This is a genomic window from Streptomyces sp. T12, from assembly GCF_028736035.1.
Lineage (GTDB): Bacteria > Actinomycetota > Actinomycetes > Streptomycetales > Streptomycetaceae > Streptomyces.
Genome location: NZ_CP117866.1, coordinates 2,970,118 through 2,984,916 on the forward strand (window position 1 = coordinate 2,970,118; position 14,799 = coordinate 2,984,916).

Consider the following 14,799-nt stretch of genomic DNA (forward strand, 5'->3'; position numbering starts at 1 on the left):
GACTACAACTAGCAAACAGGCTCATTGCGGACACCTTCCCGGCCTGCTTCTCTGGATGACGTCGCACGGCGCCGACGTGCCCTCAGGGCCGCGGCGCCGACGCACGCCCCCCGCCTCGCATCGCGTGGTTCCGGCATGCCTGCGGCGCACTGTCCCCGAAGAAAGGCTCCCCGTGTCCGTGGTTTCCACCTTCCGTCGCATCTCCGCCCCGAAGAAGGCCCTCGCCGGTGCCGCCCTGGCCGCCGCCACCGCCGGCACCCTGTTCGCCGCCGCGCCCGCGCAGGCCGCGACGACCGAGGCCGGCTCGGCGCAGCAGATCGCGAAGAAGATGATCTCGGACTCGGCCCAGTACCAGTGCTTCTCCAAGATCGTCGACCACGAGAGCGACTGGAACATCAACGCCACGAACGCCTCCAGCGGCGCCTACGGCCTCGTCCAGGCCCTGCCCGGCAACAAGATGGCCTCCGCCGGCTCCGACTGGAAGACCAACCCGGCCACCCAGATCGAGTGGGGCCTGGACTACATGAAGGACCGCTACGGCAGCCCGTGCGGCGCCTGGAACTTCTGGCAGTCGAACGGCTGGTACTGAGCCGACACCGCCAGACAGAACCGAAGGCGGCGGCCCCCGATCCCCGGGGCCGCCGCCTTCGCCGTACCCCTTCAGAGCGGCGCTCAACGGGCGCGTGCCGTCTCGGGGGAGGCAGGAACGGGGCGTAGGGAAAAGGGGTGCTCCTGCCTCCCTCGGGACGGGTCAGCCGGTGCTGACCCGGAGTTCCTTCACACCGTTGATCCACGCGGAGCGCAGTCGGCGGGGGTCGCCGACCAGCCGCAGGTCGGGCAGGGCGTCGGCCACGGCGTTGAAGATGAGGTCGATCTCCAGGACCGCCAGGGACTTGCCCAGGCAGTAGTGAGGGCCGCCGCCACCGAAGCCCAGATGGGGGTTGGGGTCGCGGGTGATGTCGAAGGCGTCCGGGGTTTCGAAGACCTCGGGGTCGTGGTTGGCGGAGGCGTAGAAGATGCCGACCCGGTCGCCCTTCTTGATCTGCTTGCCGCCGAGCTCCGTGTCCTGCGTCGCCGTGCGCTGGAAGGAGACCACCGGGGTCGCCCAGCGCACGATCTCCTCGGCCGCCGTCCCGGGGCGCTCCCTCTTGTACAGCTCCCACTGCTCGGGGTGGGTGAGGAAGGCGTGCATGCCGTGGGTGATGGCGTTGCGGGTGGTCTCGTTGCCGGCCACGGCCAGCATCAGCACGAAGAACCCGAACTCGTCCGAGCGGAGGTTGCCTTCGTCCTCGGCCGCGACCAGCGTCGTGACGATGTCCTTCGCCGGGCACTCCTTGCGGTCGGCGGCCATGTTCATCGCGTACGCGATGAGCTCGGTGGCCGACTCCTGCCCGACCTCCTCGGTGATGGCGTACTCGGGATCGTCGTACGAGATCATCTTGTTGGACCAGTCGAATATCTTGGCCCGGTCGTCCTGCGGAATGCCGATGAGCTCGGCGATGGCCTGGAGGGGCAGTTCGCAGGCGACCTCGGTGACGAAGTCGAAGGGGCCGGGGTGTTCCCGGGCGTTCGCGGCGATCGCCCGCGCCCGCGTCCGCAGGCGTTCCTCCAGGGCGCGGATGGCGCGCGGGGTGAAGACGCGCTGGACGATCTGGCGGACCCGGGTGTGCTCGGGCGGGTCCATGTTCAGCAGGATCAGCCGCTGGGCATCGATGGCATCGCGCTCGATGTGCTCGTTGAAGCGGATGATCGCGGTGTTGAGGGTGGACGAGAACAACTCCGGGTGCGTCGAGACGTACTTGACGTCCGCGTGCCGGGTCACCGCCCAGTAGCCCTCGTCCTGGAACCCGGCCACGTTGCCCGCCTGCGGGATCCAGCGGACCGGTTCGGCGCGGCGCAGCTCGGCGAACTCCGGGAGGGGGACGCGGTGGTGCAGCACATCGGGGTCGGTGAAGTCGAACCCGTCGGGAAGCGCTGGACAGGGCATGGACAGCTCCTGACGGTCCATCAGCAAAGGGGGTCGTCGTGACGGTAGTAACGGGTTCTACAACTAGCAATAGCCGTGGAACCCCCAATTGCCCGCACACCCCTTGCCGTCGTTGAACCTCCGTCAGCACACTGCAACACAGAACTAGAACGCGTACTAGTTCCGCAGAGCCCTCGGAGAGGATCCGCACCCATGGCTGCCGAACCCGTGATCGTCGAAGCCGTACGCACCCCCATCGGCAAGCGCGGCGGCGCGCTCGCCAACCTCCACCCCGCCTATCTCCTGGGCGAGACCTACCGCGAACTCCTCGGCCGCACCGGCATCCCCGCCGACGCCGTCGAGCAGATCGTCGGCGGCACGGTGACCCACGCCGGCGAACAGTCCATGAACCCCGCGCGCACGGCCTGGCTGACCATGGGCCTGCCGTACGAGACGGCGGCGACGACGGTCGACTGCCAGTGCGGGTCCTCGCAGCAGGCCTCGCACATGACGGCCAACATGATCGCGGCGGGCGTCATCGACGTCGGCATCAGCTGTGGCGTCGAGGCGATGTCGCGGGTGCCGCTGGGGTCGGGGTCCAAGCACGGGCCCGGGAAGCCGTTCCCGGACGAATGGAATGTGGATCTGCCGAATCAGTTCGAGGCGGCGGAGCGGATCGCTCGCCATCGGGGGCTGACGAGGGAGAACGTCGACTCACTGGGTCTGCTCTCGCAGGAACGGGCCGCCGCCGCCTGGGCCGAGGAGCGGTTCAAGAGGGAGACCTTCGCCGTCCAGGTCCCGACGACCGAGGAGGAGCAGGGCGCCGGGCAGGGCATGTGGCGGCTGGTCGACAAGGACGAGGGCCTGCGCGACACGTCCATGGAGGCGCTGGCCGGCCTGAAGCCGGTCATGCCGACAGCCATTCATACGGCGGGCAACTCGTCGCAGATCAGCGACGGTGCGGCGGCGATCATGTGGGCCTCGAAGCGGATGGCGCGGGCGCTGAAGCTGAGGCCGAGGGCGCGGATCGTGGCGCAGGCGTTGGTGGGGGCCGACCCGCACTTCCACCTCGACGGTCCGATCGACGCGACGCGGGCGGTGCTGGGGAAGGCCGGGATGTCCTTGAAGGACATCGACCTCGTCGAGATCAACGAGGCGTTCGCGTCCGTGGTGTTGAGCTGGGCGCAGGTCTTCGAGCAGGACCTGGAGAAGGTCAACGTCAACGGCGGCGGGATCGCGCTCGGACACCCGGTGGGGGCCACCGGGGCCCGGCTGATCACGACCGCACTTCATGAACTGGAGCGGGCGGACAAGGAGTTCGCGCTCATCACCATGTGCGCGGGTGGCGGGCTGGCCACCGGGACGATCATTCAGCGGCTGTAGCCGTCCACCGGAACGGCAGGCCGGTGAGCGGGGCATCAGGCACGGTCGATCGTCTCGCAGGTGTTCGTGACCCGGTCCAGGAACGCGATGTCCGCCGTGACGGTGTCGTTGCCGCCCTCACATTCGACGCGATCGAAGCCGTTGTTGCGGCTGACGAACGTGTCGTTACCGGCGCCGCCGCGGAAGGTGGCCCGGATCGGGCGGACGGGCCAGCCGTCGGGATCCTCCAGGTGGTCGTCGGCGGTACCGCCGACGAGGATGTCCTGGCCGGGGCCGCCGTCGAAATCGACGGGGATGTGGAGATCCGCCTCGGCCGCGAGCCGGTCGTTCCCGTCGCCACCGTCGGCCTGGATGCCGGTGACACCGGCGATCGTTCCGCAGGTCGCCGTGCGCGCGCTGGTCTGGGTGCAGCCGGGACCCGCGGTGATGCCGGCCGGGTCGGAGACTCGCAGCCGGGTGAGGTCGCCCGCGACGTAGAAGGTCACCTGATTGGCCGCACCCGGAAACGGTACGAACGTGACGGTCCCACCGGACCGGGTGACCATGCCGGTGGGGGCCGCGGCGGCGGGGGTTGCCAGCACCAGAGGCATGGCCAGCCCCGCGGCCAGTGCGGGAACGATGACGCTGCGACGCCCACGGCCGATGCACAAGCGCATTCCTGACTCCATCCCATGTCCGTTATGGCACGGAATGCACTCTTGATCGGCTGCTCGGTACTGTCAAACGGACGGAGCGGTGGATGCCGTCCAGTCGACGAACGTGGTGAACGCGGCGGGGTCGAGTGTGACGGTTGGCCCCGCCGGGTTCTTGGAGTCGCGGATGGCGAGGGTGGTGTGAGGGGTTTCGGCGATTTCGACGCAGTCGCCGCCCTGGTCACTGCTGTACGAAGACTTACGCCAGGCCAGGGCCCCGAGCGGCGCGCATTCGATGCAGTTGCCGCCCTGGTCACTGCTGTGGCTGGACTTACGCCACCGAGTCCCCGTCGGGATCGGGTTGCTCTCCATAGCGTTCCTCCATCACGCGTCGGATCAGCTCCGCCGAATCCCTGAGGGAGAGGGAGGCGGCCTGAAGATGATCGTAACGGAGCGAGCAGTCCTTGACGGTGTCCGGGTTGGCGGTTGGGTGCCCGCTCCCGTAGCCCTCCATATAGACGATGTCCGGATCGCTCTCGAAGCGGTAGAGGTTGAATGAGCCTGTCAGCCCCGCGTGCGCTCCGGCCGAGAACGGCAGCACCTGGATGTTGATCCGGGGATTACGCTCGAACGACAACAGGTGGGCAAGTTGGCCGCGCATCGTCTCGCGACCGCCAATCTCCTGGTGCAGGGCGGCTTCACTGAGAATCGCCCACAGGACCGGTGGCTTCCCCTTCTCGAAGATGCGCTGGCGAGCGAGTCGTACAGCGGTGCGGTCGTCGAGGTCCGTGTCGTCCAGCAGGCCGAGTACGGCACGCGCGTACTCGGGGGTCTGGAGCAGACCGTGCACCATGCCCATCTGGAAGGTGCAGATCTCCGTCGCCCGCGCCTCCAACTCCGCCACCTGCTGAAACCAGGCCGGAAGTTGACTACGCATCACCAGCTCATGCAGCCGGGACAGCAACCCACCCGTCCCCAGCGCCGCATCCGCCCGCTCACTGAACTGCAGCGTCGGCAGCTTCCGGGCCGTCTCGATCTGGCCGACCAGCGAACCGGTGCAGTAGACGATGCCCCCGAGCTGCTTCTGGGTCAGCCCGGCGGCCTCGCGGCACCGCCGTAGCTCGAAGCCGAAGTAGTCGAGTGGCGAGGCGCCGGGGTCGAGGGTGTTGATGTGGGTCACGCAGAGCCCCCTCTCACGCAACTGGGCCCACTTCGGGACCCGTTGTATCTGTTCCGTAGCCCAAAGTAGTCGCTCGAGGTCACGCTCGTACCGTGAACGGATACTTTCCCCCCACCTCCCTGGCCCCCTTCCGCGCCCAGTACCGCCTGCGCCTCACCGTCGGCACACACTCGGCCCGGCACATCCGCACCATCGCGCGCTCGCTGCTCGACGAGTGGGAGATGCGTGAACTGACCGACGCCGTGGAGCTGGGCGTGACGGAGCTGGTCGCCAATGTCGTACGGCATGTTCCGGACCGGCGCTGTGAGGTGCTGATCCTGCGGCAGGAGGGGGCGGTTCGGGTGGAGGTCACCGATGGGTCCCGTCAACTCCCGGTGCTGCCTGCCGAGTTGTCACTGTCGGCGGAGGGCGGGCGCGGGCTGTTCCTGCTCGACTCGGTGGTCGACAAGTGGGGTGTGGATCCTGTGTCGGGGGGTGGCAAGGCGGTGTGGTTCGAGTGTTGGTGCGGAAGTACCTGAGGGTGTCGGAGCTGAAACCGGAAGAACTGTTCGCGCAACTGCTGCGGCAGGTGCTGAACGGGCAGGAAGTGCAAAGAAGCGGCGTGCGAGAGGACCAGCTGAGACCTGCCGCGGAAAGGCGGCGTGACGTCATTCTGGGGCATGCCCAGGAAGCGCAGAACATGTATCAGCACGCTGTTTCCCGGGCTCGTCTGGAGGCTCGGCTCCGCAGGGTGTTGGTGGCGGCCGGCGTGCTGGCGTTGCTCATGCTGCTCACGACGTCGATGGCATTCGGCTGGAGCGACGCGCTCAAGGACGCCCTGGCTCATGACCGTTCCGTTTCGGTCAAGTCCGTTGCGGGTCAAGGCTTTGGATTCGTCCTTATCGTGGCCCTGATCGCCGCCGGTGTGGCCTTCGTGCCCTGGTGTGTCCACTACCTTCTGTCGCGCGATGTGCGGGCAGGCGTACCAACGGCCAAGGGGCGTCAACTGCTCGTCACCGGGGGCTTCGCGTATGGCGTTCTGGCGCTCTTGTGCTCGCTCTTTGCGGGGATGTACCCGACGGAGGTCGCCTGGCAGCTCCGGCACGACCGGCCTTTGGAACAGGTCGGTGGGTACAGCGAGGGCTTCTGGTTCATGCTGGGTTCGCTCGCGTTGTTCGCGCTTGTGCCTTTGTCGCTTCGAAGACTCGCAAAGGCTGCGTCCAGGAAGTCGCTCTCCCTCGCCTATTTGATCGCCGTACGCGATTCAGGGGAACGGAACCAAGCCGAACGGCAGGCCAAGGCCGTTTGGCAGGAGGCCGTGGAGCAGGTCTTGCTGAGTTTCCTGCGGGATCAGATCCGCCGACGGACCCAGCGCGTCCTGTCCACGCGCCTCACCATCACGGACGCCCCGGGCCTGAGGCAGCTACGCGCCGGCCATGAGCATGTGCCGACGCAGGCCGACCGTCAACTGGACGTGATCAGTGCGGGGATGGAGAGCGGAAGCATCGCTCTGTCCGGGCCACGCGGGGCAGGCAAGACGCAACTGCTGAAGAACTTCTGCAAGGTCGACGAAAAACGGGATTCCCCAGGGCAGTTGAGCCTCGTCGAGCCGGTACCGGTCGTCTTCGACCGGCGGGAGTTCATGCTCCACCTCTTCTACAAGCTGTGCGACCTCGTGATCAAGGAAGGCCTGGCCACCGCGCAGGAGGCCGAGCGGCACAAGCGCTCGATCCGCTACTTGCAGACCCAGTCGGACGAGGCGGCCATCGGAGCCGGCTGGCGGAGCTGGACCCTGTCGGCGAAGAGGGCGACCTCGCTCGCCGAGCAGCCGCAGACGTACCCCGAGATCGTGGACACCCTGAAGAGGTTCCTCAGCCGGACCGCGCAGGAGCTGGACGGAGACAAGCAGCGCAGGCGGCGGTTGGTGATCGGTATCGACGAACTCGACCGGATAGAGCCGGCCGCCACCGCGCGTACGTTCCTGAACGAACTCAAGGCCGTGTTCGACGTGCCGAAGTGCCTGTTCGTGCTGTCGGTCTCCGACGAGGCGCTGCGGGAGGCGGAGTTGGCGCCGGTCGGCCGACGCGATGCCTTCGACAGCGCGATCGACGAGGTCGTCCGGGTCGAGCCGCTCGATCTGGAGACGGCCCAGCGGCTGCTGAGCCGTCGGGTGGTGGGGCTGCCGGTTCCCTTCGCCGCCCTGTTCTACTGCCTGTCGGGCGGCATACCGCGTGACCTCCTGCGGACGGCCCGCGCGGCCTACTCGTACGTGTCGACGGAGGATGTCCGGCTACTGTCCGACCTGGCCAAGAAGCTGGTCGACCGCGAAGTCGACCGCATCGCCAACACCGCCGGCGGTTCCGAGGAGCACGCCGAGCTGGCGCAGCTCTTCCGCCGGGACGTGGTCGCCGCGGACGCCCCACTCGACGAACTGGGCAACCTGATCCACCAGCGGGCCGGGGCGAGCGGAGAGCGTGCCCGGATGGGCGCGACGCTGGCGAACCGCGCCTACCATCTGGACACGGTGCAGAGGATCTTCACGGATTCACTCCCCCTTGAGCGGATCGACGAGGACTCCGATTCCCACCTCCTTGGCTCCTTCTCGGACCTCGCCAGAGCCCAGCGAGAGATCGGCACGGCCGACACCTTGGCCCGCTCCACGCTCCAACTCGTCAGAACAGCTTGGTCGTTGCCTGCCCTGCCGCCCGTCCCTCCTGTCTAGAGTGAGGAGACTTACGCGGCTCGGGGGAACGAGGCAGACGGGGCGATGGCGCGAATCGTCGGTGTGCACGGGGTGGGCAAGCAGCGGTTGGGCAGCAACACGCTCCTCAAGGACTGGGAACCGGCACTCGCCGACGGCCTCGACCGGGCGGGCTACGGGGCGCGGCTCGCCCCGGACGACCTGAGCATCGCCTTCTACGGTGACCTGTTCCGGCCCCCGGGCCACACCCTGGCCGTCGGGGACCCGATGTTCACGCCGGACGACGTCGACGAGGGCTTCGAGGCGGAGTTGCTGCTGGAGTGGTGGGCGCAGTGCGCCCGGACCGACCCGGCGGTACCGCCACCCGGTGCGACGGACACGCTGGCGCGTTCGCCGAGGGCGGTGCAGACGGCGTTGCGGGTGCTCCAGCACTCCCGCTTCTTCGCCGACATCTCCCTGCGGGCCCTCGTGTTCGACCTGAAGCAGGTGCGTCGCTATCTGACGGACGACGGCTTGAGGGCTGCGGCGCGGCGCCGCGTGGAGGAGGCGATCGGGCCGGACACCCGGGTCGTCGTCGCCCACTCGCTGGGCTCGGTCGTGGCGTACGAGGCGCTGTGCGCGCAGCCCGGCCATCAGGTGCGGGCGCTGGTGACGCTGGGTTCGCCGCTGGGGATGCGGATGGTGTACGACCGGCTCCGGCCCGAACCGGGCAGCTGGCCGGGCACGTCGACGTGGACGAACGTCGTCGACGAGGGCGATGTGGTGGCGGCGGTGAAGGACCTGTCGCTGTTCTACGGCACGGGGGTGACGGGACGAGGGGTGGCGGGACAAGGAGTGACGGGGAAGGTCGTCCACAACGGCTCGCACGCCCACGACGCCACCCTCTACCTGACCGCGAAGGAGACGGGCGAGGCGGTGGCGGAGGGACTGGAATGAGCGGCGGGACGGCTGCCGGTCACGTCGGCCCGCGCCGCTTCCTGATCGCGACCGCGGTCAGCCACTACCCGCACGCGCCGCAGTGGGACCGGCCGGGCCTCGTCGAGGCGCGCCGCAAGATCGTGGAGCTGTTCACCACCAAGCTCGGCTACGAGCACGTCCCCGACCTGGGCGCCAACCCGACGCAGCACCAACTGCTGTGGGAATTAAGGGAGTTCTGCCGCGCGCCTGAGCGTCGGCCCGATGACGTGGTCGCCGTGTACATCACCGCGCACGGTGAACTCCTGCGCGCCGAGGACGAGTACGTCCTCCTCACCTCGGACACCCGTCCCGACGACCTGCACGACGCGCTGCAGCCGGGCCAGCTGGTCCGCAAGATCCTCGCCGGGACGAAGGTGCGGCGGCTGCTGCTGATGCTCGACACCTGCTACTCCGGCCAGGGCGGCAATGAACTGCTCGCGGCGATGGCGAAGTTGAAGAGCGGCTGGCGTGAGCAGGACGCGGGCCTGGCGCTGATCACCTCGACCCAGCCGTACGAACTCGCCCGGACCGGAGCCTTCCCCGAGCTGCTGTCGGAAGCGGTGACCAGCCTCGCCACCGCCGGGTACACACCGGAGCTGCTGGCTCTGGACGCGGTGGTCAATGCCACCCGCAACAACCCCAAGCGCCCCGACCACCAGCGGATCGGCCTGGAGATCATCGGCCTGACCGGCGAGATACCGCCCTTCCTGCCCAACGCCAAGCACAGCAAGCAGCTGTCCCACACCGACATGGCCCTGCAACGGGCCGCCGAGTGGGACGAGCAGGACAAGCGGCGGGACGTGGAGTTCCGGACGCGGTTGCTGCGGCGGGCGATGGGGCACCGGGACGAGGACCGGGTGGGATGGTGGTTCTCGGGTCGGCATCGGGCGCTGGCGGACATCACGGGCTGGCTCGGTGAACTGCCGGACGAGCGGCCCGCGTTGGTGGTCACCGGCGATCCCGGATCGGGGAAGACGGCTGTGCTGGGGCTGTTGGCGGCGGTGAGCGACCCGGAGTACCGGCGGGAGGTACCGCTGGCGAGCCTGGGGCTGCGGGCCGGGCAGCTGCCGCCGCCGCAGGCGATCGGTACGGCGGTCTACGCCCAGAACCTGACCGACCAGCAGGTGGTGCGGGCGCTCGCCGCGGCGCTCCGGCTGCCGCCGACGGAGGCGGTGGCCGACCTGTTGAACCACCTCGCCGACGCTTCTGTGCCCGAACGGCCCCGCGTGGTGCTGATCGACGGCCTGGACGAGGCGGCGACACCGTCCTCCCTGTGCGGCCAGGTGCTGCGCCCCCTGATGGACCTGGCGCGGCCTCACCTGCGCCTGCTCCTCGGCACCCGGCCCCACCTCCTGGCCCCGCTGCACCTGGCGCGGCGGGACCACATCGACCTGGACTCCTCTCGCTACGCCGACCCGAGGGCCGTACTGGCCTACACGGTGCGCAACTTGATCGACGCGCACCCCGAATCGCCGTATCCGGACTGCCCGGACGAGCTACGGCTGGGGGTGGCGGAGGCCGTCGCCCAGGCCGCCGGGCACTCCTTCCTGGTAGCCCGCATCACGGCAGGCACCCTCGCGGCGACGGCTGGGCTGCCCGACCCGCGGGATCCCGACTGGCGCCGGTCACTGCCGCGCGTGGCCGCCGACGCCATGCACCGTGACCTGCATCAGCGCTTCGGCGAGGGCGCCGAGAGGATCCTCGATCTGCTGCGGCCGCTGGCGTACGCCGAGGGCCAGGGCCTGCCCTGGGAGGACATCTGGGCGCCGCTCGCCTCGGAGTTGTCCAGGCGGCGCCGTTACACCAACGAGGATCTGCGCCGGTTGCGGCGGGACGCGGGCGCGTATGTGGTGGAGGCCGTCGAGGACGGGCGGTCGGTGTACCGGCTGTACCACGAGGCGATGGCGGAGTATGTGCGGCGGGGGTGGGACGCCGGGAAGGCGCACCGGGCGTTCACCACAGTCATGCGGCGGGCCGTGCCGTACCGGCTCGACGGTGCGCGGGACTGGGCGCGGGCCCACCCGTATGCCCTGCGGCACCTCGCTGTCCATGCGGCCCACGCGGGCCTGCTCGACGACCTGGTCGCCGAGCACGAATACCTCGTACACGCCGACGCCGACACGCTGGTGCTGCTCCTGCTGGGGGTCAGGAGCGACACCGCCCGGCTCCATGCCGCGGTCTACCGGGCGTCCATCCAGTTCCATCGCCATCTCGACGCGGCCGGCCGGCGCCGCATCCTCGCTCTGGACGCCGCCCGCTACAACGAATCCTCCCTCCTGAGGGCGCTCAACAACGGGACGCCCGAGCTGACGTGGAAGCCCCTCGCCGCATCCGGTTCGCTTCTCTCCGCCAACCTGCTCAACGCCTTCACCGTTCCCCCCGCGCAGGTTGCCGCCGTGGCCTGCACGGTCCTCGACGGCCGCGAGGTCGTCGTCACCGGGTCGGTGGACAAGACACTCCGTATCTGGGATCTGGCCACCGGCCAACCCGTCGGCAGACCCATGACCGGCCACACCAGGAAGGTGGACGCGGTGGCCTGCACGACCCTCCACGGCCGCCCGGTCGCCGTCAGCGGATCGAGCGACGCGACCGTCCGCGCCTGGGATCTCGCCGCCTGCGAACCCGTGGGCAGACCCATGACCGGCCACACCAAGAGGGTGGACTCGGTGGCCTGTACCACGCTGAACCGCCGCCCGGTCGTCGTCACCGGTGCGGAGACACTGCGCGTCTGGGATCTGGCCACGGGCAGCCCCGTCGGCAAGCCGATGAATGCCGGCGGCCGGGTGAGCGCGCTGACGGTCGCCAGGGTGCACGGCAGCCCGGTCGCCGTCACGGGCTCCACGACCTCGGGGGTGCGGGCGTGGGACCTGGCGAACTGCCGGGAGCGGGGCGGGCTGTGGGGCTCCGAGGGAGTTCGTGCCAGGGCGATGGCGTGTACGGAACTGGGCGGCCGCCCGGTTGTCGTTGCCTGGGCGCAGGACGGGAAGTTGCACATCTGGGATCCGGAGACAGGTGAGCGCCTGGCGGAGTTCGAGTCGCACGTCACTCAAGTGCACGCCTTGGTCTGTACACGGTTGGATCGCCGTCCGGTCGCCGTCGCCTGTTCACACGACCGGGCCCTGGCCGTCTGGGATCTGGAGTCCCACCGGCTGGTCGAAAGCCTCAGCAGCGAGAGCAACGCCGGCACATCGTTGGCGCGCACGTCGCTGGCCGGGCAACACGTCGCGGTGAGTGGTTCACGCGACGTGGTCCGCGTCTGGGACCTGTCCGCCTCGCGGCCCCTCGGCCGCGCGGTTGCCGGCCACACCCAGCGGATCACCGCCGTGGACGTCGGCGAGCTGGAAGGATGGCCGGTCTTCGTCACCACCTCCCACGACATGACGGTCCGGATCTGGGATCCGAGCAGTTGCTGGCCCATCGGTGATCCCCTGAAAGGACACCGGCATGACGTGCGAGCCGTGGCGTGCGCCACGCTGCGCGGTCGGCCGGTCGCCGTCACCGCCTCCCTGGACCGCTCGGTGCGGGTCTGGGACCTGGAACGCCAGGCCACGTCCGGATATCTCACCGGCCATAGCGAAGCCGTGTCCCAGGTGGCGTGCCACGTCCTGGACGGCCGCCCGGTCGCCGTCGGCAGTGCGCAGGACGACACCTTGTGGGTGTGGGACCTCGAAACGGGAAGGCCCCTGTACCGGTGCCTCCACATCGACCGAGGGGCGCGCCGGGCCATGGCCTCCACCGTCGTGGCCGGTCGCCTGATCGCGGTCACCTCGGGTGAGGGGGTGACGCAGTTCTGGGATCTGGCAACTCGCCGCTCGATCACGGAGATTGAGCACAGTGCCCTCGCCATCGCGTGCGGCGCCGTCGACGACCGTCCCGTGGTGGTGACCTGTGGTCGGGACGGCACGGTGCAGGTGCGGGACCTCGGCACGGGCCGGCTGCTCGGCCGGCCGATGACCGGACACGGCAGAGCCGCGCACTCGGTGCGGTGCGGGACGTTGGACGGCCGCCCGGTCGCCGTCACCTGCTCCCTCGACGACACGGTCCGGATCTGGGACCTGGCGAACTGCACGCCCGTCGGCATGCTCCAGGTCCCCGGCGTCTCCCAGGCGGTGCTCCTCGACGACACGGGCGACCTGGTCTGTGCCTTCGGCAGCGACGTGGCCGTCTTCGCCCGCCAGTGAACGCTTCCCCCGCGTTCCACGTCTTCGCTCACGTGGCCCAAGCCGAGCAACTCACCCGCGCCCCAGCCCCGCAGACGGCGCCCCCTGCCCGGAACCAGCTGCTGCGCACGGTGTGGAGCCGGCACCGGATCCCGCTGCTGGCCACGCTCCCCACCGTCCCCCTCTACGCGCTCTGGTGGGCGTTCCTCGCCACCGGAGGCGGCGACCTGGCGGCCCAGTACGCCTGGGCAGGCTTCGCGGATCGGCACGGCGGCTCGGCCTACAACCTCTTCTGGTACGGCGGCACGCACACCGCCAACTACAGCCTGATATCCCCGTACTTGATGGCCACGCTGGGCGTCCGCGCGGTCACCGTCGTCTCGGGCCTCGTCGCCACCTGGCTCGCGGCGGTCCTCATCACCCGCGCCGACGGCGTCCGAAGACCCCTCGGCCCCGCCCTGCTCGCCGCCTTCGCCCTGTGGTGCAACGTGGCCTCCGGCCGCACCACCTTCGCCCTCGGCGTCGCCTTCGGACTCGCCGCCTGCCTCCTGCTCACCCGTGAGCGACGGATCGTCCTCGCCGCCGCCTACGCCGCCCTCGCGACCATGGCCAGCCCGGTGGCGGGCCTCTTCCTCGCCGTCGTCGGCGCCGCCTTCCTCGCCACCCGCGAACACGCCCGCGCCCTCGCCCTCCTCGTCCCGCCCGCCGTCACCGTCGGCGCGACGACCCTCCTCTTCCCTTTCAAGGGCGAGCAGTTGATGTTCGCGGGCCGCATCTGGCCGCCGTTCTTCCTGGGCCTCGCCGTCACCGTCCTGGCCCCCCGCACCTGGCGCGTCGCCCGCTGGAGCGGTGCCGTGTACGCGGCCGGGACGGTCCTGACGTATCTCGTCGCCTCGCCGATCGGCACGAACGTCGAGCGGTTCGCGGAGCTGTTCGCCCCGGCCGCGATCCTCGCCGCGCTGCTGGCCCTGCCCCGCCTCCACAGGCGCCACCCCGGCCTGCACAAGCTCCGCAGAAACCTCCTCATAGCGGCCCTCGTCTTCTCGGTCGCCTGGGTCGGCAAGAGGACCGCCGACGACCTCTACGTCTCCACGCGGGTGCCCGCCTGGGCCGCCGAGACCCACGGAGTGGTCCGCGCCCTCGACCGCCTCGGCGCCGACCGCACCCGCGTCGAGGTCGTCCCGGCCCGCAACCACCGCGAGGCCAGCGGGCTCGCCCCGCACGTCAACATGGCCCGCGGCTGGAACCGGCAGCTCGACATGGAGCGCGCCCGCCTGTTCTACGACGGCTCCTTCTCGCCCGCCACCTACCGGGCGTGGCTGGACCGCTGGGCCGTCGGCTTCGTCGTCCTGCCGCTGGGCAGGCCCGACGGGTACGCCAAGGTCGAGGCACAGCTCATACGGGACCATCGGCCGGCGTGGCTGGAGCCGGTGTGGCAGGACGAGCACTGGCGGGTGTACCGGGTACGGGACGCGGTCCCGCTGGTGACCGCCCCCGCGAGCGTCGTGTCGACGTCCAGCGCCGACATCGTCGTACGCATGCCCCGGGCCGGGACGACGACCCTGCGCGTGGCCTACTCCCCCTGGCTGCGCACGGACAGCGGCGGCTGCCTCACCCAACAGGACGAGTTCACCCGCCTCACGGTCTCCGCCCCCGGCGAGTACCGGATCAGCTCGGAGTACGGTCCCTCACCGAAGCCGGGGAATCGCTGCTGACCACTTTCGCCCACGCCGTCCCGCCCCGGGCACGCGGGCGCCGCCGACCGCCTCCACCATCCACCGGCGACCGCAAGCATCCGCGTCGATGTCCGCCTTGCGCACCGCCCCCGCCGCGAACCCATA

At 69.8% G+C, this 14,799-nt stretch carries 11 protein-coding genes; 7 read left to right on the plus strand and 4 right to left on the minus strand.

The annotated features are described in order from the left end of the window. Positions 1-172 precede the first annotated feature (172 nt). The gene (locus PBV52_RS13240; protein ID WP_274238548.1) at positions 173-589 is read left to right on the plus strand and encodes a transglycosylase SLT domain-containing protein; all 417 of its coding nucleotides are present in this window, start codon (positions 173-175) and stop codon (positions 587-589) included. Positions 590-751: 162 nt separating this feature from the next. On the opposite strand, the gene PBV52_RS13245 is transcribed toward PBV52_RS13240, so the two are convergent. Beyond that, positions 752-1,987, minus strand: coding sequence for a cytochrome P450 (locus PBV52_RS13245; protein WP_274238549.1), 1,236 nt, complete (start codon positions 1,985-1,987; stop codon positions 752-754). A gap of 192 nt (positions 1,988-2,179) precedes the next feature. Between PBV52_RS13245 and PBV52_RS13250 the strand changes: the two genes are divergently transcribed. Then, complete coding sequence (locus PBV52_RS13250; protein WP_274238550.1) at positions 2,180-3,349, plus strand: steroid 3-ketoacyl-CoA thiolase; 1,170 nt, start codon at positions 2,180-2,182, stop codon at positions 3,347-3,349. Between the two features lie 35 nt (positions 3,350-3,384). Here PBV52_RS13250 and PBV52_RS13255 read toward each other — a convergent pair whose 3' ends face one another. The 3 genes from PBV52_RS13255 to PBV52_RS13265 form a co-directional block, all read right to left on the minus strand. Further along, positions 3,385-4,005: a hypothetical protein gene (locus PBV52_RS13255; RefSeq protein ID WP_274238551.1), complete on the minus strand. Its 621-nt coding sequence runs from the start codon at positions 4,003-4,005 to the stop codon at positions 3,385-3,387. A gap of 63 nt (positions 4,006-4,068) precedes the next feature. After that, positions 4,069-4,353: a DUF397 domain-containing protein gene (locus tag PBV52_RS13260; RefSeq protein WP_274238552.1), complete on the minus strand. Its 285-nt coding sequence runs from the start codon at positions 4,351-4,353 to the stop codon at positions 4,069-4,071. Beyond that, positions 4,313-5,161, minus strand: a complete 849-nt coding sequence (locus PBV52_RS13265) for a helix-turn-helix transcriptional regulator (RefSeq protein WP_274238553.1) — start codon at positions 5,159-5,161, stop codon at positions 4,313-4,315. Before PBV52_RS13265 ends, PBV52_RS13260 begins: the two co-directional genes overlap by 41 nt. Before the next feature lie 92 nt (positions 5,162-5,253). Here PBV52_RS13265 and PBV52_RS13270 point away from each other — a divergent pair, with 92 nt between their 5' ends. The 5 genes from PBV52_RS13270 (at position 5,254) to PBV52_RS13290 (ending at position 14,673) form a co-directional block, all read left to right on the plus strand. After that, complete coding sequence (locus PBV52_RS13270) at positions 5,254-5,679, plus strand: ATP-binding protein (protein ID WP_274238554.1); 426 nt, start codon at positions 5,254-5,256, stop codon at positions 5,677-5,679. A 161-nt stretch (positions 5,680-5,840) separates the two neighbouring features. Further along, positions 5,841-7,862, plus strand: coding sequence for a P-loop NTPase fold protein (locus PBV52_RS13275; RefSeq protein WP_274238555.1), 2,022 nt, complete (start codon positions 5,841-5,843; stop codon positions 7,860-7,862). Between the two features lie 45 nt (positions 7,863-7,907). Further along, the gene (locus PBV52_RS13280; RefSeq protein ID WP_274238556.1) at positions 7,908-8,777 is read left to right on the plus strand and encodes a hypothetical protein; all 870 of its coding nucleotides are present in this window, start codon (positions 7,908-7,910) and stop codon (positions 8,775-8,777) included. Then, positions 8,774-12,979: an AAA family ATPase gene (locus PBV52_RS13285; RefSeq protein WP_274238557.1), complete on the plus strand. Its 4,206-nt coding sequence runs from the start codon at positions 8,774-8,776 to the stop codon at positions 12,977-12,979. The genes PBV52_RS13280 and PBV52_RS13285 overlap by 4 nt, the downstream gene beginning before the upstream one ends. 32 nt (positions 12,980-13,011) lie before the next feature. Further along, positions 13,012-14,673 (plus strand): hypothetical protein, encoded by a 1,662-nt coding sequence (locus PBV52_RS13290; RefSeq protein ID WP_373921856.1) that lies wholly within the window; start codon positions 13,012-13,014, stop codon positions 14,671-14,673. Positions 14,674-14,799: the final 126 nt, after the last annotated feature.